Here is a 20,123-nt window from a genome sequence, read left to right on the forward strand (position 1 = left end):
AATCTAAAACAAAATCCCTGTGGAACACGGTTTTTTAAATTGTTCCACAGGGATTTCTTTTCTTGAAGACAAAAAAAGAAACCTTTCTAATAAAAGGTTTCGAAAATACTAATGCGGAAGATGGGACTTGAACCCACACGAGCGTAATGCTCACAAGATCCTTAGTCTTGCTCGTCTGCCAGTTCCGACACTTCCGCATGCTGCATTTCATGGGCTTTTTGTCTCTCGCCCTCGCAACAAAACGTAGTATATCAAAAGCCCTATGGAAAGTCAACAGCTTTTTTGAAAAAATAAAATAATTTTCAAGATTTTTTTGAAAAAAAGAGGAATTTGCAATTTTGTGTAGAATATAATTAATAAGAGGTTTGTCTCAGTTGATCCGGCAGAGGGGATGTGCTGCCGGGCACATGGTTGTTCTGTGGAGGAAATTGGATGAATATCAGAGAGAGCATGGAACAAAGAGAACGGGAGCTTTTAAGCCCTTATGCTGCTCTAAGCGGTGATTCCAGGGGGCGTGGCAGACCGGAAGAAGAATGTGATGTGCGAACTGTTTATCAAAGAGACAGGGACCGGATCCTGCACTGCAAGGCTTTCCGCAGGATGAAGGACAAGACACAGGTTTTTCTTGCACCGCAGGGAGATCACTACAGGAACCGGCTTACCCATACTCTGGAGGTATCGCAGATCGCACGTACCATTGCAAAGGCATTGCGGCTGAATGAGGATCTGGTGGAGGCCATTGCCCTAGGTCATGATCTGGGCCATACACCTTTCGGTCATGCAGGAGAGCGCGCACTAAACCAGGTGCATCCAGGAGGCTTTGAGCATTGCAGCCAGAGTCTTCGGGTGGTAGAGCTTCTGGAGAAGAATGGGGAAGGACTGAATCTGACCTGGGAGACCAGGGACGGGATCCTAAATCATCGTACCAGCGGTCATCCTTCCACACTGGAGGGACAGGTGGTGCGCTTTGCTGATAAGATCGCCTATATCCATCATGATATGGATGATGCCCAAAGGGCTGGGATTCTGACAGAGGATGATCTGCCAGTTACACTTAGGATGTTTCTTGGGTATACCACACGTGAGAGGCTGAACACCTTTGTACATGATATTATTGAGAACAGCCTGGACCGTCCGGCGATCAGTATGTCGCCTCAGGTACAGGAGGCAATGATGGATCTTCGCAGCATCATGTTCCAGGATGTTTACCTGAATCCTGTAGCAAAGAAAGAAGAATCCAAGGCAATCAAGATGCTTACTGAATTATATCAGTATTATATAGAACATCCGGAAGCTATGTCTGGTGAATACAGGGAGCTGATCAGCAGGAAGCAGGAGTCTGTGGCTCAGGCTGTATGCGATTATCTTGCAGGGATGACAGACCAGTATTCCATGGAAAAGTTCCGGGAAATATATATTCCGAAAGCATGGGAAGTATATTAGCTGGGAGATGACTCCCACCTCTATAGGTGGTGAGAAACAAGCTTGTATCAGTGGTGGGAGTCAATAGAGGAGGATGCACATGCGATATTCTGACGATATTATTGAAGAAGTCAGGATGAAAAATGATATTGTGGATGTGGTTTCACAATATGTGAAACTTACCAGGAAAGGCAGCTCTTATTTTGGACTGTGTCCATTCCACAATGAGAAAACGCCTTCCTTTTCTGTTACGCCATCCAAGCAGATGTATTACTGCTTTGGCTGTGGTGCAGGAGGAAACGTATTTAATTTTGTAATGGAATATGAGAATTATTCCTTTGGTGAGGCTCTTTCCCATCTGGCAGACCGGGCGGGGGTACAGCTTCCAAGGATCGAATATTCCAGCGAAGCCAGGGAAAAGGCAAAGCAGAGGGAGACTCTTCTTGAGATCAACCGGCAGGCTGCCCAGTATTTTTATTATCAGCTTCGCAGAGAAAGCGGACAGATCGGTTATCGATATCTTACGGACAGAGGATTAAGTGATGAAACCATCCGGAAATTTGGCCTTGGGTACTCGGACAAGTTCAGCGATGACCTTTACAAATTTCTGAAAGGCAAGGGATATGATGACGATCAGCTGCGGGACAGCGGTCTGTTTAATGTGGATGAGCGTCATGGAATGTATGACAAATTCTGGAACCGAGTTATTTTCCCAATTATGGATGTGAATAACCGGGTGATTGGTTTTGGCGGCAGGGTCATGGGAGATGGAAAGCCCAAGTACCTGAATTCCCCGGAGACAAAGATCTTTGACAAAAGCCGTAACCTGTATGGGCTGAATGTGGCTCGTACATCCAGAAAGCCATATCTGATCCTGTGCGAAGGTTATATGGATGTGATCTCCATGCATCAGTCAGGCTTTACCAACGCAGTGGCGTCCCTTGGAACCTCCCTTACTTCCGGGCACGCCAGCCTTCTAAAGCGCTACACCCAGGAGGTGCTGCTTTTGTATGACAGTGATGAGGCAGGAGTGAAGGCAGCATTACGTGCCATTCCCATATTGCGGGAAGCAGGGATCAATTCCAGAGTTGTGGATCTGAAGCCTCACAAGGATCCGGATGAATTTATCAAGACAGAAGGAGCAGAGGCCTTTCAGCAGAGGCTGGATCAGGCAAGAGACAGCTTTATGTTCCGGGTGAGCGTATCAGAGAAGGATTTCCCTATGGAGGAGCCGCAGGGACAGAATCGTTTCTTTGAACGGTGTGCACGTCTTCTTCTGGAATTATCGGATGAGCTTGAGCGGAATCTTTACATAGAAGCCATTGTCAGGCAGTATCACAGATATGGGATCAGCGTGGAGGATCTCCGCAAAAGAGTAAATACCCTGGCTATGAAGGGAACGCCTATAGAGCAGCGGCAGCAGCCAAAGACTGTGGAAGCCCGTCAGGCACAGAAGAAGGAATCTGCAGCAGATAAGGCTCAGAAACTGATGCTGACCTGGCTTGTAACTTATCCAGGGATTTTTGATACAGTTGAGAAATATCTGTCTCCGGGGGATTTTATCGTTCCTTTATATCATGAAGTGGCAGAAATGCTTTTTGAACAGCATGCCCAGGGAGATGTGAATCCGGCACGGCTGCTGAACAGCTTTACTGACAGCGAAGAGCAGCGAGAGGTAGCATCACTTTTTAATGCAACCATCCATCTGGAAACAATGGAAGAGCAGGAACGGGCATTTAGCGACACTCTGATCCGTATTAAGCAGGAAAGTCTTGCAGAAAAAAATAAAAACTGGGATCCTACAGACATGGCCGGGTTGCAAGAACTTGTAAAGGCCAAGAAGGAACTGGAGGATCTGGGAAGAAAAAGACAGCAGCTGCATATTTCCTTTGAATAAGGATAAAATATAAACACTATATGGAGGTTAAAACACCTATGGAAATGAATATGGGCAAATTCAGTGAGAAACTTGTAGAGCTTCTGGAACTTGCAAAAAAGAAAAAAAATGTACTGGAATATCAGGAAATCAGTGACTTTTTCAAAGACCAGCCACTGGATGTGGATCAGATGGAAAAGGTTTTTGATTTTCTGGAGGCCAGTGGTGTAGATGTTCTCCGTATCACTGGAAACAGCGGAGAAGACATGATCCTTGATGATGATGTGGATATTGACGGCCTGGATGATGAGGAAGAAGTGGAACTGGACAAGATCGACCTTTCGGTACCTGAAGGGGTAAGCATTGAGGATCCGGTCCGCATGTATCTGAAAGAGATCGGCAAAGTGCCTCTTCTTACAGCAGAAGAGGAAATCGAACTGGCAAAAAAAATGGAACAGGGAGATGAAGATGCTAAGAAAAGACTGGCAGAGGCTAACCTGCGTCTTGTGGTCAGTATTGCAAAACGTTATGTAGGTCGGGGAATGCTGTTCCTTGATCTGATCCAGGAGGGAAATCTTGGACTGATCAAGGCAGTTGAGAAATTTGACTACAGAAAAGGATATAAGTTCAGTACGTATGCTACCTGGTGGATCCGTCAGGCGATCACCAGAGCCATTGCAGACCAGGCAAGAACTATCCGTATTCCTGTTCACATGGTAGAGACCATTAACAAGCTGATCCGTGTTTCCAGACAGCTGCTTCAGGAGCTGGGACGGGAACCTACCCCGGAAGAGATTGCAGAAGAGATGGACATGTCTGTAGAACGAGTGCGTGAGATCCTGAAGATTTCCCAGGAACCGGTATCTTTGGAGACACCAATCGGTGAGGAAGAGGACAGTCATCTGGGTGATTTTATTCAGGATGATAATGTGCCTGTTCCTGCAGATGCAGCAGCCTTCACCCTTCTTAAGGAGCAGCTGGTAGAAGTTCTGGGAACCCTTACCGAAAGAGAGCAGAAAGTGCTTAGACTTCGTTTCGGATTGGATGACGGCCGTGCAAGAACATTGGAAGAGGTTGGCAAGGAGTTTAATGTTACCAGAGAACGTATCCGCCAGATCGAGGCAAAGGCCCTTAGAAAGCTTCGCCACCCAAGCCGTAGCCGTAAATTAAAAGATTATTTGGATTGATCAGGAGAAGCGTATGCAGTTGTCTTTACGTTTGGCTGCCATCAGTAAAATGGTGCATGGCGGCAACCGGCTGGTAGATGTGGGATGTGATCATGGATATCTGCCGGTGTACCTGGTTTTGAATAAAAAGATCCCTTCTGCGATCGCCATGGACGTGAGAAAAGGCCCGTTGCTTCGGGCAAAGGAGCATGTGCAGCAGTACGGGGTTTCAGATTACATAGAACTTCGTCTTTCTGATGGCTTGTCTGCACTAAAGGCCGGAGAGGGAGATACCTTGGTGATCGCAGGGATGGGAGGTCCTTTGATGGAACGGATCCTGACAGAAGGAAAACAGGTGCTTGATTCCTTCCAGGAGCTGATCCTGCAGCCTCAGTCGGATGTATGCCATTTCCGGCATTTTATCCGGGAACAGGGCTGGGAGATCCGGGAAGAGGAGCTGATCCTTGAGGATGGCAAATTTTATCCTATGATGCGTGTGACCAGGAGCATAGAAGGATGTGTTCCTTGGACAAAGGAAGAAGAGGCCTTTGGTAAATTTCTTTTAGAAGCCAGGCATCCGGTGCTTAAGTTATATTTGCAAAGAGAGCTTGGGATCCGTAAGAAGATCCTGGAGAAGCTGGTGGATGCAGGAGAAGGCGCCAGGGAGCGAAAAGCAGAGGTAGAGGAGGAAAAGCAGCTTTTAATGGCTGCGCTTACAAGATATGAAAGCAAGTGAACTGACGGACTGGCTGGAGAAGGAGTTTCCTTCTTCGGCAGCAGAGGACTGGGATAATGTAGGACTTTTGGTGGGAGATGATCAGAAAGAAATTTCGCATATTTTTCTTGCGCTGGATCTTACAGATCGCGTGCTGGAGGAAGCAGTTTCCTGCGGTGCAGATATGATCATTACTCATCATCCTATGATCTTTTCAGGCCTGAAAAAGATCAATACCCATGATTTTACAGGCAGAAAGGTGATCCGGCTGATCCAGGAGGATATTCCTTATTATGCCATGCATACCAATTATGATATTCTTGGAATGGCAGATCTAAGTGCAGAATATATTGGTATTTCACAGACCAGCGTTTTGTCTGTGACAGAGGACGGCTTGGATGGAACACAGGGATTTGGAAGAGCAGGCAATCTTCCAAAAGAGATGAGCCTTGGAGAATACGCAGGTTTTATCAAAACATCTTTAAAGCTGAAGGATGTGAGAGTGTACGGAGATCTAAACATGCCTGTAAAGAGGGCTGCTGTTTGCACAGGATCCGGAAAAAGCATGATTTCGGATGCACTGGCAGCAGGAGCAGATGTGTATGTGACTGGAGATATTGATCATCATTCAGGGATTGATGCATTGCAGGCTGGTTTGGCAGTGATCGATGCAGGTCATTATGGTACAGAGTACATTTTCATGGATGCCATGAAAAAAAGAATACAGGAAGTATTTGACGGGCTGAAGGTAACATGTACAAAGGTTCAGTGTCCCTATACCCTGATGGCAGATTTGTGATACCATCAGCATGCCATAGAAATGGAGGTGCTATACATGGAAACAGTAAAAGTAACCATAAACGAAACCGTAAAGGAATATCCAAAGGGAATTTCCTATATGGATATTGTTAAAGAATACCCGGCAGATGAGAAAGCACCTGTGATCCTTGTAGTTTCAAATGGAAAACTGAAAGAGCTTCACAAAAAAGTAAACAGGGACTGCACCCTGCGCTTTGTCACAACCAGAGAAAATATCGGGAACCATGCATACAGGCGCAGTGCCTGTATGATCTTTCTGAAAGCAGTTTATGATGTGGCCGGCAAAAATAATATAGAAAAGGCAGTGCTTCATTATTCCATTGGAGCAGGCTATTATTTTACCATTTCCGGCAAACAGCAGGTGGATCAGCAGTTTCTGGATCAGGTCAAAACACGGATGCATCAGATTGTTGAGGCAAATATACCGATCATGAAAAGAAGCGTTGGGACAGATGAGGCCATTGAATTATTTCACAAACATGGCATGTATGATAAAGAGAAACTGTTCCGATATCGCCGTGTGTCCAAGGTGAACATCTACAGCATCGAGAATTTTGAAGATTATTATTACGGTTTTATGGCATGCAATACTGGATATATACAGTATTTTGACCTGGTTTTATATAAGGATGGCATCGTTCTTATGCTTCCGGAGGCACAGGCTCCAGATCAGATCCCAGAGTTTGTACCTAAAGATAAGCTTTTTCAGGTGCAGAAGATTTCCGAGGAATGGGGAGACCGGCTGGATATTTCCACTGTTGGGGAACTGAATGACCAGATTGTTGTTAAAGGTCTGCGTCAGATCCTTTTGATCCAGGAGGCATTGCAGGAGTCTAAGATTTCTGAAATCGCCAGGCAGATCGCCGCTGCCGGAGATAAGAAGTTTGTAATGATCGCCGGACCTTCTTCTTCCGGCAAGACCACCTTTTCCCACAGGCTTTCCATACAGCTTTCTGCACATGGGCTGAATCCTCATCCCATTGCTGTAGATAATTATTTTGTAAACAGAGAGGATACTCCTGTAGATGAATACGGGGAAAAGAATTATGAATGTCTGGAAGCCCTTGATGTAGAGCAGTTTAACAAAGATATGCTTGCATTGCTTGCGGGAAAACGGGTAGAAATGCCTGTATTCAATTTCAAAACAGGGCAGAGAGAGTATAAAGGGGACTATCTGCAGCTGGGGAAAGGGGATATTCTGGTGATTGAGGGGATTCATGGATTAAATGACAGGTTAAGCTATGCACTTCCATCAGAAAGCAAGTTTAAGATCTATATCAGTGCACTGACTCAGTTGAATGTGGATGAGCACAATCGGATCGCCACCACTGACGGACGTCTGATCCGAAGGATCGTTCGGGATGCAAGAACCCGAGGTACTTCTGCAAAGGAGACCATTGCCAGATGGCCCTCTGTGCGAAGAGGAGAGGAGCAGAATATTTTTCCGTTCCAGGAAGGGGCGGATGTTATGTTTAACTCTGCTCTGATCTATGAACTGGCATGTCTGAAAGTTTATGCAGAGCCTCTTCTATTTGGCATTAAGAAAGGGGAGCCGGAGTACTTGGAAGCCAACCGTTTGTTGAAGTTCCTGGACTATTTTGTGGCAGTGCCCAGTGAAGAAATCCCCAACAATTCCATACTCAGGGAGTTTGTTGGCGGCAGCTGTTTTAATGTGTAAGTGATTTTGGGCTTTACACACAGAAAAAACCATGCTAGAATAGCATTTGCGTAAGCAGACCAGGTAATCGCGGCTGGACAGACGAAAGGGTTCAGACGAGGAAAGTCCGGGCTTCACAGGGCAGGATGCCGGATAACGTCCGGTGGAGGCAACTCCCAGACCAGTGCAACAGAAATAAACCGCCGGTTTTCCGGTAAGGGTGGAAAGGCAGTGTAAGAGACTACCGCCGGCCTGGTAACAGGACGGGCACATGTAAACTCCATTTGAAGCAAGGCCGAGAAGAAAGCGATACGGCTGCCCGTCGTGCTTTCAGGTGGGCCGCTTGAGCCATTCGGTAACGGATGGCCTAGATAGATGATTACCCAAGACATAACCCGGCTTATAGGTTTACTTACGCAGTAAAATAACAAATTATTTTTTATAAATAGCAGCAGCCCCGGATCCATGGACCCGAGGCTGTAGTTTTGTTTTATGGAGATCATCTTATTTATTTCTGTGTCCGGAATATTTCTCTTCACAGTATTTGCAGCGGTAGACCTCTTTTTCTTCATCAGCCAGTACAAATACCTGGTCAAGCCCCTGCTCGATAGAAGTAATGCAGCGGGGATTCTTACAGCGGATCACATTTACTACCTGCTTTGGAAGACGAAGCTCTTTTTTCTGAACAATCTTCTCATCTTTAATGATATTAACTGTAATATTGTGGTCAATAAAACCAAGAATATCAAGGTCAAGCTTCTCGATAGGGCATTCAACCTTGATGATGTCCTTTTTGCCCATTTTGTTACTGCGGGCATTCTTGATAATCGCTACTGTACAGTCAAGCTTGTCAAGCTTCAGGTCATGGTAGATGGTCATTGCCTTTCCTGCTTTGATATGATCTAATACGTAACCTTCACGAAGTGCACCTACATTTAACATGGTAATTCTACCTCCAGTAATGTGAGAATCAGAGCCATGCGGACATAAACGCCGTACTGGACCTGTTTGAAATAAGCTGCTCTTGGATCGGAGTCAACCTCCACTGCGATCTCATTTACTCGTGGAAGAGGATGAAGTATGTACATGTCTTCTTTGGCAAGCTCCAGCTTTGCCTTGTCCAGAATATAGAAGTCTTTCATGCGTACATAATCTTCTTCGTTGAAGAAACGCTCCTTCTGCACACGGGTCATGTACAGGATATCCAGTGCAGGAATAGCTTCCTCCAGACGTTCTACCTCCTGGAACTCAATGTTATTTCGCTTCAGAACATCTTCGCGGATATAGCTGGGGATCCGCAGCTCTTCTGGGGAGATCAGGATAAATCTGACGTTTTTGTAACGTACCAGTGCTTCAATAAGAGAGTGTACAGTACGTCCGAATTTCAGATCCCCGCACAGACCGATGGTAAGGTTGTCAAGACGTCCATGAAGGGAACGAATGGTAAGCAGGTCAGTTAATGTCTGAGTGGGATGCTGATGACCGCCATCACCGGCGTTGATCACAGGAATGTTAGATGCAAGAGAAGCAACAAGAGGAGCTCCCTCTTTAGGATGGCGCATCGCACAAATATCTGCATAACAGGAAACAACCCTGATAGTATCAGCAACACTTTCTCCCTTGGATGCGGAACTGGAATCAGCAGATGAGAAACCAAGGACCTTGCCGCCAAGATTCATCATGGCTGCTTCAAAGCTTAATCGTGTACGTGTGCTTGGCTCATAAAAAAGAGTGGCAAGACGCTTGTCATCACACAGATGTGCATATTTCTTAGGATCCTTCTCAATATCGCTGGCCAGATCCAGAATTTTTTCAAGTTCTTCGGTGGACAGATCCAGCGGACTCATTAAATGTCTCATTTCATACCTCCATGTATGATCGTGATTTGTAACAGGTTTTTTTCTAAAATCCTTTCGGTCTATAATATAATACTTAGGTGATTTTTTCAAGATGGTTTTGTAAGTATTTTTTCAAAGAGAAGACCTGTGATAAACCATAATGGGGCATAATCCAGACGGATCAGTCCTTTGTACTGAAGAGGAGCATCATTGTAATTCCAGGGGCACATATGAAAATGCTTCAGAATGCTACCGCTGGTAAACTCTGTAAAGAAAATCCCTGCTGTATATACAAGACCTCTGCAGGCTGTTGGGAAGCGAGAGATTCTTTGATAGACAATTGGGATTACAGAGGCACAGCCATAAATAGGAAACATCAGCAGGGAGGTTTTTCCTATCATAGTGGTTTCACCTTGTAAAAATGCATGAAGGCCTGTCCAGAAAATTTCCAGGCACCAGCCTGTAAGCCCACAAAGAATAAAATTTTTTTTCATATGATCTGACACCTATTTTACAATTATTTTACATGAAACTAGTATTGCCTGCCTTGAAAAATTAATACGTGTAGGATATAATAATATGAAAATCTGGCCCGTCCAATATCCATGCACCTGCTTATACAGGCGTGGCTGCTGTCCGGGACTTTTATAATACATTAGAGGAGCAGTAGAGATGGACTATGGTGAAAGCCGTGCATATATTAAGGATGCAGAGAGATATGGAAGTGTTCTCGGCCTTGATAATATGTATGAGATGATGAAACGTCTTGGTAATCCCCAGGACAGCCTGAAGGTTATCCATGTGGCTGGTACCAACGGCAAAGGATCTGTTATTGCATATCTGTATTCTGTCCTTGGAAAGGCAGGATATCGTGTAGGACGCTATGTTTCCCCAACCCTTTATTCTTATCGTGAGCGTCTTGAGATCTGTGGGGAGAGAATTACCTGTGAAGAATTTGCGGAGTGTGTGACTGAGATTTCGGAAGTGATCCGGGAAATGACCAGGGAAGGCCTGCCTCATCCAACCCCTTTTGAAATTGAAACCGCTGCCGCTTTTTTATATTTTAAAAAAGAAAACTGTGATATTGTACTGCTAGAAGTAGGAATGGGCGGCGATCTGGATGCGACCAACATCATTAAACAGCCGGTACTGTCCATAATTGTTTCCATCAGCATGGATCACATGGGATTTCTTGGCAGCACCCTGGGGGAAATCGCAGAGAAAAAAGCAGGGATCATCAAAAAAGGATGCCCTATGGTCACCGTGAAACAAAAACCGGAGGCAGAGGCAGCACTGAAGGAAAGATGTAAAAAGATGGAGATTCCTTTTGTGTATGCAGACAGCAGTGAGGCGCAGATCACGGAAGAAGGGATCTGGGGACAAAGCTTCTGGCTGAAGGGAGAGGAATACAGGATTTCCCTGGCAGGAGTTTATCAGAAAGAAAACAGTGTGCTTGCATTAAAAGCTTTGGAACTTTTGGAAGAGCGTGGTTATCCTACCAGTCTGAAGGAGAGAAAGGAAGGACTTCTGGCAGCTAGCTGGAATGGCCGTTTTACAGTGATCCACAAGGATCCGCTGTTGATCGTGGACGGGGCACATAATCCGGGAGCCGCTGATATGATGGCAGAGACCATTCGGCATTACTTTATGAGGAAAAATGAAGGACAGAAGCTGATCTACATTATGGGCATGTTCAGAGATAAGGACTGCAGGAGTGTACTTTCCAAAACACTTCCATTTGCACAGCAAGTGTTTACCATTCAGACTCCGGACAATGAGAGGGCACTTCCCTCCGGTGAACTGGCAGATATGGTCAGGGAATTTCATCCGGATGTAACAGCCTGTGATCATATTAGTGATGCAGTAGCACAGGCTTTTCAGGCAACAGGACCAAAGGATGTGATCCTTGCATTTGGATCGTTGTCCTTTATCGGAGTTCTTACAGAGGCTGTAAAGCAATATAAGACAACGGAAAGAGGAAATTGATAGAAAATATGACTGATTTACAACAATATCGTCATGAAATTGACAGGATAGACAATGAGATCGTACGCCTTTTTGAAGAAAGGATGGAAGTCTGCGAAAAGGTGGCTAGATATAAGATACAGACAGGCAAACAGGTACTTGATCCGGAACGGGAGAAGGTAAAGATTGATGGAGTAAAGGCAAAGGCACATACTTCCTTTAATGCAATGGGTACAGGAGAGCTGTTTAAGCTGATCATGGCCATCAGCAGGAAGAGACAGTATCAGCTGCTTACCCAGAATGGCATTGGAGGCAGCAGCGGTTTTGAACAGATCCAGGAGCTTCCAAGAGAAGGAGTAACTGTAGTGTTTCAGGGTGTGGAGGGAGCCTACAGTTACGGGGCAATGCGTGCTTACTTTAAAGAAAATATAAAGAGCTACCATGTGAAAACCTTTAAGGATGCAATGGAAGAGGTGTCAGAGGGCAGAGCAGATTATGCAGTCCTTCCTATCGAGAATTCCACAGCAGGGATTGTGGCAGATATTTATGATCTTCTGATGGAATACCAGCTTTATATAGCAGGAGAGCAGATCATCCGGGTGGAGCATGTGCTTCTGGGACTGTCCAATGCACAGCTTGAAGATATACAGACGGTATATTCACACCCACAGGGACTTGCCCAGTGTAAGGCATTCTTAGATGAGCATCCTTGCTGGAAACAGGTGAAGGCTGGAAATACAGCGGCTTCAGCAAAGAAAGTCAGCGAAGAACAGTTGGTTTCCCAGGCTGCTATTGCCAGCCGTGAAGCGGGAGAGTTATTTGGACTGAAGGTGCTTGCCAAGAATGTGTGTAAGAATGATGGGAATGCCACCAGATTTATTATTCTTGGAAGAAAGCCGGTGTTTGTAAAGAACGCTTCCAGGATCAGCATCTGCTTTGAAGCTGAGCATGAAAGCGGTGCTCTGTACAATATGCTTTCTCACATTATATATAATGGGCTGAATATGACTAAGATCGAATCTAGGCCGATTCCGGACAAGAACTGGCAGTACCGGTTTTTTGTGGATTTTGACGGCAACCTTCAGGACAGCGCAGTGAAAAATGCATTGATGGGGATTCGTTCAGAAGCGAATATGCTGCGTATACTTGGAAATTATTAAAAGAGGGATTTAAAAATGGCAAGAATTGAGGAATGTATCCTTTACAGGGATTTTGAACATGGTGAGATCTTAAAACAGATTACCTTTTTGATAGATAGATATGAACTGACAGGAGAAAAGGAATTTGAGGAAGAAAAAGATATTTTTTATAAAAGTGTAGGCGGTCTTGTGGAAATGGCCGGTATGTATGGCTTTTCCGGAAATCTCTGGCACAATTACCTTACTTTTCTTCTGGTAAATCATGAAAATGCATTTAGCACAGCCTGTGAGATTAGAGGTGCTGTGGAGGGCAGCATTAATCAGCTGGCACTTCATGATTTCCGGATTTTTAAAGAACTTTATGATTTTGACCTTCAGGTATTTGACCGGGTATTTCATACTACCTGCTGCCAAAGCCTTAAGGATTATGAGAATATTAACGGCAACAGTAAAATGTTTAATCAAAGGATCCGGGATCGAATCTGTGATATGAGCAAGACCCTTGCTGCAGCTGCAACCACAGAAGAGTTTATGAAAGATATGGTGCAGTTTTACAAGGACTTTGGTGTTGGAAAGCTGGGGCTTCATAAGGCCTTCCGTATTGAGCATGTAGATGGGGAAGGGGCAAGGATCGTACCTATCACAAGGATCGCCCATGTGAAGCTTGAAGATCTGGTAGGCTACCAGATCCCTAAGCAGAAGCTGATCGAGAATACAGAAGCCTTTGTAAGAGGAAGAAAAGCCAACAACTGCCTTCTGTTTGGTGATGCAGGAACCGGCAAATCTTCCAGTATTAAAGGAATCCTGAACAAATATTATGATGAGGGGCTTCGGATCATTGAGGTGTACAAGCACCAGTTTCAGGATCTGAATGATGTGATCGCCCAGATCAAGAATAGAAATTATAAATTTATTTTATATATGGATGATCTTTCTTTTGAGGAATTTGAGATTGAATACAAATATCTGAAGGCAGTGATCGAGGGAGGCCTTGAGAAGAAGCCGGATAATATCCTGATCTATGCAACCAGCAACCGCCGTCACCTTGTAAAAGAGAAATCAACGGATAAGCTGGAAATCGCACCGGATGACGATCTTCATTCCTCAGATACCGTACAGGAGAAGCTTTCTCTTGTATACAGGTTTGGGGTACGGATCTATTTCGGGGCTCCGGACAAAAAGGCATTCCAGAATATTGTAAGAGTTCTGGCCGAAAGGAATGGGGTGCATATGCCGGAAGACCAGCTTATGCTGGAGGCCAACAAATGGGAGCTTTCCCATGGAGGACTTACAGGGCGGACTGCACAGCAGTTTATTGATTATCTGCTTGGCAAACCTGTGGATTAATAAAGCAAAGGCACTTTCAGGGATGATCTCTGACATGGTAAATAAAAGTGAACGGGTCCCCTCAGGGGCAGGAAGGAGCAAAGAATGGCAGTTACTACTTTTGCAGCCATAGATATTGGTTCATATGAAGTAAGCATGAGGATATTTGAACTGTCAAAAAGGATCGGTTTCCGGGAACTGGATGATGTTCGATTTCGGCTGGAACCGGGAAAAACGGTATATTCTACAGGTACCTTAAGCATGGAGATGGTAGATTCCATCTGCGAAGTGCTCATCGATTTCAAACGGATCATGGCAGAGTTCGGCGTGGAAGAATGGAGAGCCTGTGCTACCAGTGCATTCCGTGAATTGAAAAATCCGCTGATCGTGATCGAGCAGATATACCGGCGGACAGGGATACGTATAGAGGTACTTAGTAATGCGGAACAGCATTTCCTTGGATATAAGTCCATTGCTGCCATTGAAACGGGATTTAAAAAGATCATCCAGAAGGGCACTGCGATTCTGGATGTGGGCGGTGGAAGCCTGCAGGTTTCCCTGTTTGATAAGGATGCACTGGTTACTACCCAGAATCTTAAGATCGGAAGTCTGCGTATCCGTGAAAGGCTTCGTGAACTGGAAAAGTCTTGCAATCATTATGATCAGTTGGTGGAGGAATTTATCCGAAATGACCTGGTTGGTTTTGAACGGCTTTATCTGAAAGAACGGGATATCAGAAATGTGATACTTATGGGAGATTTCCTTACAGATACCATTTTCAGGGAAGAACGGCAGGATAATATTATTACAAAAGAAGAATTTATGACCAGGTATGAGCAGATCGTACATAAGTCTGCACAGGTACTGGCTGAGGATATGGATATTGATCAGGAATCTGCGTCCCTGATCGTGCCTACATTAGTAGTCCTTAAGAATTTTATGGATGCATTTCATGCAGAGTCTTTGTGGCTTCCAGGGGTTTCACTGCTGGACGGGATCGCCTATGATTTCGGAGAAAAGAAGAAATTTATTAAAAGCGGCCATAATTTTGAAAATGATATCCTGGTGGCTTCCAGGAATATTGCAAAGCGGTATTCTACCAGCAAAAGCCACATCCAGGGTACGACGGATGTAGCACTTGCTATTTTTGACAGTATCCGTAAGATCCATGGGATGGAAGCAAGGCAGCGGCTGCTTTTACAGATCGCAGCTCAGCTGCACGATTGCGGAAAGTATATCAGCATGGGAGATGTGGCAGAATGTTCGTATAGGATCATTATGGCTACAGAGATCATTGGACTTTCCACAGAAGAAAGAAAGATCATTGCCAATGCAGTGCGGTATAATACTACGGATTTTGTTTCTTATGAATTGCTAAAGGATGAAGAAACAGGACTGGACAGAAGCCAGTATCTGCTGATCGCAAAGCTGACAGCGATCTTAAGGCTTGCCAATGCTATGGACAGAAGCCATTACCAGAAGGTAAAAGGGATCAAGGCAGTATTAAAAGAAAGAGAGCTGCAGCTGGTAGTGGATTCAGATCAGGATATTTCCCTGGAACTTGGACTGCTTAAGGATAAGGTGCAGTTCTTTGAAGAAGTCTTTGGTGTGCGCCTGGTTCTCAGACGTAAAAGAAAAATGTAGAGGAGAGCATCATGGATAAAAAAAATTTTGAAAAACCGGAATATTATGTGAATCGTGAATTAAGCTGGCTGAAGTTTGATGACCGGGTGCTCAGCGAGGCCAGGGACAAAAACCTTCCTCTGTTTGAAAGACTGAAATTTTTAAGCATCACTTCTTCAAATCTGGATGAGTTTTACATGGTACGTGTGGCTTCCTTGAAGGATCAGGTACATGCAGATTATGAGAAAAAAGATATTGCAGGAATGACTCCAAAGGAACAGTTAAAGGAGATCAGCTCTCAGACCCATGAACTGGTGAATGTTCAGTATAATACTCTGAACCGTTCCCTTCTGCCGGCACTGGAAAAGGCTGGATTTCATCTGATGGCAAGACATGAGGATCTGAATCAGGAACAACAGGAGTATGTGGATCGCTATTTTGAAGACAATGTATATCCTGTGCTTACTCCTATGGCTATGGATTCCTCCAGACCCTTTCCACTGATTCGGAATAAAACATTAAATATTGGCGCACTGATTTCCAAAAGGGACAAGAAAAAAGGAAAAGAATCCACTGTTTTTGCTACTGTGCAGGTTCCCTCCGTGCTTCCGAGAGTGATCCAGATCCCATCCGTTAAAGAAAACGACACAACAGTGATCCTTCTGGAAGAAGTGATCGAGAAAAATATCGGTGAGCTGTTCCTGGGGTATGACGTGGTATGTGCACATGCTTACAGGATCATGCGTAATGCAGACCTGACCATTGATGAGGATGGAGCAGAGGATCTGCTGGTTGAGATCCAGAAACAGCTGAAGAAACGTCAGTGGGGCGAAGTGATTCGCATGGAAGTAGAAGAAAAAACAGATGAAAGACTGCTGGATATCTTGAAAACAGAGTTTGAGATCAAGGATGAGGATATTTTTTATATTAACGGTCCGCTGGATCTTACCATGCTGATGAAAGTTTACGGTGTGGAAGGCTATGAGGAGTACAAGGCGAAAAAGCATGTGCCTGCTCCTGTACCAGCCTTTCAGAACGACAAAGATATTTTCCAGGTGATCCGTGAAGGAGATGTTTTCCTTCATCATCCATACATGAGCTTTGATCCTGTAGTTAATTTTGTACGCCAGGCTGCAAAGGATCCGGATGTACTGGCTATCAAGCAGACTTTGTACCGTGTCAGCGGCAATTCCCCTATTATCGCAGCCCTTGCGCAGGCAGCAGAAAATGGCAAGCAGGTATCTGTACTTGTGGAGCTGAAGGCAAGGTTTGATGAAGAGAATAATATTGTATGGGCAAAAATGCTTGAAAAAGCAGGCTGCCATGTTATTTATGGACTGGTAGGGTTGAAAACCCACAGCAAGATCACACTTGTGGTGCGTAGAGAAGAAACAGGCATTCGCAGATATGTGCATCTGGCTACCGGTAATTATAATGATTCTACTGCAAAGCTTTACACGGACTGTGGTATTTTTACCTGTGATGAACGTTACGGGGAAGATGCAACTGCTGTATTTAATATGCTGTCCGGATATTCAGAACCAAAAAGCTGGAACCGGCTGGTTGTAGCTCCGATCTGGATGAAGGATCGTTTTTTGAAGCTTATCAACAGGGAAGCGGAAATGGCACAGAAGGGGATTCCGGCTTTTATTGTGGCAAAGATGAATTCACTTTGTGACCGCAAGATCATTGCAGCTCTGTATCGGGCTTCTGCCTGCGGAGTACAGATCTACCTTCTGGTAAGAGGAATCTGCTGCCTGAAGGTGGGAGTGCCAGGAGTAAGCGAGAATATCCATGTAAGATCCATTGTAGGAGATTTCCTGGAACACAGTCGTATTTTCTATTTCCATAATGGCGGTAATGAAGAGATTTTTATGGGAAGTGCAGACTGGATGCCGCGTAACCTGGATCGTCGTGTAGAGATCGTATTCCCAGTAGAGGATGAAGAGATTAAAAAAGAAATTAAGCATATCTTGGATGTGGAGTTTAAGGATAATGTAAAGGCGCATATCTTGCAGCCAGACGGAACCTATGAAAAGATGAATCGACGTGGAAAAGCAAAAGTGAATTCTCAGATGATTTTTTGTCAGGAAGCGGAAGATAAGGCTAAAGCTGTGAAAAAGCAGAAAACAGATCATGGACGTGTATTTATTCCGGCAGAACCGGCAGAAGATATTGAATAATCATAATATGGGGATGCCAAAGGGCATCCCCATATTATGATTACACAAAAAAAGAACTGTAAAAACAGTTCTTCTAAAGCAGCCAGTACGAGAATCGAACTCGTGTTTCCGCCGTGAGAGGGCGGCGTCTTAACCCCTTGACCAACTGGCCATATGTATAAATAAAACTTATAAATATCGGTTAAATATAGCAGCCAGTACGAGAATCGAACTCGTGTTTCCGCCGTGAGAGGGCGGCGTCTTAACCCCTTGACCAACTGGCCTTGCGTCAACCGACTTGCTTAGTATATACTACCTTTCAGAAAAATGCAAGCACTTTTTTAAAAAATTTTTCATGCTTGCAAAAACCGTATGATCTGGGGTATGATATAGAACGAATGTTTGAACGTAATAAAGAACAAGTATATCTGTTCAGCCGATGGAAGTAAAGATGGGACTGGGCAGTTAAGAAAGGATCTGAAACAGTCATGGCAAAAAAAGATACCTATGACGCAGGCAGTATATCTGTACTGGAGGGATTGGAGGCGGTCCGTAAACGGCCGGGAATGTATATCGGAAGTGTATCGCGAAAGGGTCTGAACCATTTGATCTACGAGATTGTGGATAATGCAGTAGATGAGCACCTGGCAGGATACTGCAGCCTGATCCATGTGGTTCTGGAAAAGGATGGCTCTTGTACAGTTACAGACAATGGACGAGGCATTCCGGTGGACATGCACGAAAAGGGAATGTCCGCAGAACGTCTTGTGTTTACTACACTTCATGCAGGCGGTAAGTTTGACCATTCTGCATATAAGACAAGTGGCGGACTTCATGGAGTAGGTTCTTCTGTTGTAAATGCATTATCTGTATATCTGGATATCAAGATCAGCCGTGACGGCTATATCCATCATGACCATTATGAAAGAGGAATCCCTACGATACCTCTGGAAGGCGGTCTTTTGCCGAAGCTGGGCCGGACAAAGACAACAGGCACCTGTGTGAATTTCCTGCCAGATCCGGAGATTTTTGAAAAGACCCGTTTCTCTGCTACAGAAGTAAAAAGCCGTCTTCATGAGACAGCATATCTGAATCCGGAATTGACCATCCGCTTTGAGGACAAAAGAGGGGACGCGACTGAGGATATTACCTATCATGAGCCAGAGGGTATCGTGGGTTATATCCGGGATCTGAATCAGAATTCAGAAACACTGCATGAGCCAGTTTATTTTAAGGGCGAAGCAGATGGAATCCAGGTGGAAGTGGCATTTCAGTTTACCAATGAATTCCGGGAGAATGTGCTAGGCTTTTGCAATAACATTTATAATGCAGAAGGCGGTACTCATCTCACTGGCTTTAAGACCACTTTCACAACAGTGATGAATACTTATGCCAGGGAAATTGGCATATTAAAAGAAAAAGATCCGAATTTTACAGGGGCAGATATCCGGAATGGTATGACTGCAGTTGTGTCGGTGAAGCATCCGGAGCCAAGATTTGAAGGACAGACCAAGACTAAGCTGGATAATCAGGATGCTGCCCGTGCTACCGGCAAGGTAACGGGAGAACAGCTGGTACTGTTTTTTGACAGAAATCTTGAAACCTTAAAGACTGTACTTTCCTGTGCGGAAAAAGCTGCAAAGATCCGCAAAACAGAAGAACGTGCAAAGACAAACCTTCTTACAAAACAGAAATATTCCTTTGATTCCAATGGGAAACTGGCTAACTGTGAGAAAAAGGATCCTGCTCTTTGCGAGATCTTTATTGTAGAGGGAGATTCTGCAGGCGGCTCTGCCAAAACAGCCAGGGATAGGAATTATCAGGCTATCCTTCCAATCAGGGGTAAGATTCTGAATGTGGAGAAGGCCACTATTGACAAGGTACTGGCAAATGCAGAGATCAAGACCATGATCAATGCTTTTGGCTGTGGCTTTTCAGAAGGCTACGGAAATGATTTTGATATTACAAAGCTGCGCTATGATAAGATCGTGATCATGGCAGATGCGGATGTGGATGGAGCACATATTTCAACCTTGCTTCTTACGTTATTTTACCGTTTCATGCCGGAACTGATCTATGAAGGACATGTGTATATTGCCATGCCTCCGCTGTATAAGGTTATGCCAAAAAAAGGCGAAGAGGAATATCTGTATGATGATAAGGCATTAGAAAAATACAGACGTACCCACAAATCCGGTACCTTTACCCTGCAAAGATACAAAGGTCTTGGTGAAATGGATGCCCAGCAGCTGTGGGAAACCACCCTGAATCCGGAAACAAGACGGATGAAGAGGGTGGAGATCGAGGATGCAAGGCTTGCATCCAGTGTGACAGAAATCCTGATGGGCAGTGATGTGCCTCCCAGGAAGGCATTTATCTATGAGCATGCTACAGATGCAGAACTGGACGTATAGT

Annotated in this window: 15 protein-coding genes, 3 tRNA genes and 1 other RNA gene; 13 read left to right on the forward strand and 6 right to left on the reverse strand. The window is 44.7% G+C overall.

Going from position 1 to position 20,123, the window contains the following annotated elements; all coding sequences use genetic code 11:
• Positions 1-112 precede the first annotated feature (112 nt).
• Positions 113-197: transfer RNA gene (locus AB5916_RS01245), tRNA-Leu, on the reverse strand.
• 235 nt (positions 198-432) lie between these two features.
• Between AB5916_RS01245 and AB5916_RS01250 the strand changes: the two genes are divergently transcribed.
• The 7 genes from AB5916_RS01250 to rnpB all read left to right on the forward strand — a co-directional run bounded on the left by AB5916_RS01250 (position 433) and on the right by rnpB (position 8,074).
• The gene (locus AB5916_RS01250; protein ID WP_173727035.1) at positions 433-1,443 is read left to right on the forward strand and encodes a deoxyguanosinetriphosphate triphosphohydrolase; all 1,011 of its coding nucleotides are present in this window, start codon (positions 433-435) and stop codon (positions 1,441-1,443) included.
• A gap of 79 nt (positions 1,444-1,522) precedes the next feature.
• On the forward strand, positions 1,523-3,319 hold the full coding sequence (dnaG, locus tag AB5916_RS01255; RefSeq protein WP_368188942.1) for a DNA primase: 1,797 nt from the start codon (positions 1,523-1,525) through the stop codon (positions 3,317-3,319).
• Positions 3,320-3,357: 38 nt separating this feature from the next.
• Positions 3,358-4,485 carry an RNA polymerase sigma factor RpoD gene (gene rpoD, locus AB5916_RS01260; RefSeq protein ID WP_158420195.1) on the forward strand — a complete coding sequence of 376 codons (1,128 nt, stop codon included), beginning with the start codon at positions 3,358-3,360 and terminating at the stop codon, positions 4,483-4,485.
• A gap of 13 nt (positions 4,486-4,498) precedes the next feature.
• Positions 4,499-5,200, forward strand: a complete 702-nt coding sequence (locus tag AB5916_RS01265; RefSeq protein WP_173727037.1) for a class I SAM-dependent methyltransferase — start codon at positions 4,499-4,501, stop codon at positions 5,198-5,200.
• Positions 5,187-5,978, forward strand: a complete 792-nt coding sequence (locus tag AB5916_RS01270) for a Nif3-like dinuclear metal center hexameric protein (RefSeq protein ID WP_368188943.1) — start codon at positions 5,187-5,189, stop codon at positions 5,976-5,978. Before AB5916_RS01265 ends, AB5916_RS01270 begins: the two co-directional genes overlap by 14 nt.
• 36 nt (positions 5,979-6,014) lie before the next feature.
• Entirely contained in the window at positions 6,015-7,676 is a 1,662-nt protein-coding gene (locus AB5916_RS01275) for a nucleoside kinase (protein WP_368188944.1), read from the forward strand.
• A 51-nt stretch (positions 7,677-7,727) separates the two neighbouring features.
• Positions 7,728-8,074: RNase P RNA component class A (rnpB, locus tag AB5916_RS01280), an RNA gene on the forward strand.
• Positions 8,075-8,159: 85 nt separating this feature from the next.
• Here rnpB and AB5916_RS01285 read toward each other — a convergent pair.
• The 3 genes from AB5916_RS01285 to AB5916_RS01295 form a co-directional block, all read right to left on the reverse strand.
• Positions 8,160-8,597 (reverse strand): aspartate carbamoyltransferase regulatory subunit, encoded by a 438-nt coding sequence (locus tag AB5916_RS01285; RefSeq protein WP_158420199.1) that lies wholly within the window; start codon positions 8,595-8,597, stop codon positions 8,160-8,162.
• On the reverse strand, positions 8,591-9,514 hold the full coding sequence (pyrB, locus tag AB5916_RS01290) for an aspartate carbamoyltransferase (protein ID WP_158420200.1): 924 nt from the start codon (positions 9,512-9,514) through the stop codon (positions 8,591-8,593). The genes AB5916_RS01285 and pyrB overlap by 7 nt, the downstream gene beginning before the upstream one ends.
• 86 nt (positions 9,515-9,600) lie before the next feature.
• Positions 9,601-9,987 (reverse strand): hypothetical protein, encoded by a 387-nt coding sequence (locus AB5916_RS01295; RefSeq protein ID WP_368188945.1) that lies wholly within the window; start codon positions 9,985-9,987, stop codon positions 9,601-9,603.
• A 178-nt stretch (positions 9,988-10,165) separates the two neighbouring features.
• On the opposite strand from AB5916_RS01295, the gene AB5916_RS01300 reads away from it, so the two are divergent.
• The 5 genes from AB5916_RS01300 to AB5916_RS01320 all read left to right on the forward strand — a co-directional run bounded on the left by AB5916_RS01300 (position 10,166) and on the right by AB5916_RS01320 (position 17,729).
• Entirely contained in the window at positions 10,166-11,479 is a 1,314-nt protein-coding gene (locus tag AB5916_RS01300) for a folylpolyglutamate synthase/dihydrofolate synthase family protein (protein WP_368188946.1), read from the forward strand.
• Between the two features lie 8 nt (positions 11,480-11,487).
• The gene (gene pheA, locus AB5916_RS01305) at positions 11,488-12,618 is read left to right on the forward strand and encodes a prephenate dehydratase (protein WP_368188947.1); all 1,131 of its coding nucleotides are present in this window, start codon (positions 11,488-11,490) and stop codon (positions 12,616-12,618) included.
• Between the two features lie 15 nt (positions 12,619-12,633).
• Complete coding sequence (locus AB5916_RS01310) at positions 12,634-13,944, forward strand: ATP-binding protein (protein WP_368188948.1); 1,311 nt, start codon at positions 12,634-12,636, stop codon at positions 13,942-13,944.
• An 84-nt stretch (positions 13,945-14,028) separates the two neighbouring features.
• Positions 14,029-15,567 (forward strand): exopolyphosphatase, encoded by a 1,539-nt coding sequence (locus AB5916_RS01315; RefSeq protein ID WP_368188949.1) that lies wholly within the window; start codon positions 14,029-14,031, stop codon positions 15,565-15,567.
• Positions 15,568-15,578: 11 nt separating this feature from the next.
• The gene (locus tag AB5916_RS01320; RefSeq protein WP_368188950.1) at positions 15,579-17,729 is read left to right on the forward strand and encodes an RNA degradosome polyphosphate kinase; all 2,151 of its coding nucleotides are present in this window, start codon (positions 15,579-15,581) and stop codon (positions 17,727-17,729) included.
• A 79-nt stretch (positions 17,730-17,808) separates the two neighbouring features.
• Here AB5916_RS01320 and AB5916_RS01325 read toward each other — a convergent pair.
• Both AB5916_RS01325 and AB5916_RS01330 read right to left on the reverse strand, forming a co-directional pair.
• Positions 17,809-17,880: transfer RNA gene (locus AB5916_RS01325), tRNA-Glu, on the reverse strand.
• A gap of 40 nt (positions 17,881-17,920) precedes the next feature.
• Positions 17,921-17,992: transfer RNA gene (locus tag AB5916_RS01330), tRNA-Glu, on the reverse strand.
• A 204-nt stretch (positions 17,993-18,196) separates the two neighbouring features.
• On the opposite strand from AB5916_RS01330, the gene AB5916_RS01335 reads away from it, so the two are divergent.
• On the forward strand, positions 18,197-20,122 hold the full coding sequence (locus AB5916_RS01335) for a type IIA DNA topoisomerase subunit B (protein WP_158422053.1): 1,926 nt from the start codon (positions 18,197-18,199) through the stop codon (positions 20,120-20,122).
• Position 20,123 lies beyond the last annotated feature (1 nt).

This window comes from Blautia sp. 1033sp1_1033st1_G9_1033SCRN_220408, from assembly GCF_040929965.1.
Taxonomy (GTDB): Bacteria; Bacillota; Clostridia; order Lachnospirales; family Lachnospiraceae; genus Blautia_A; species Blautia_A ammoniilytica.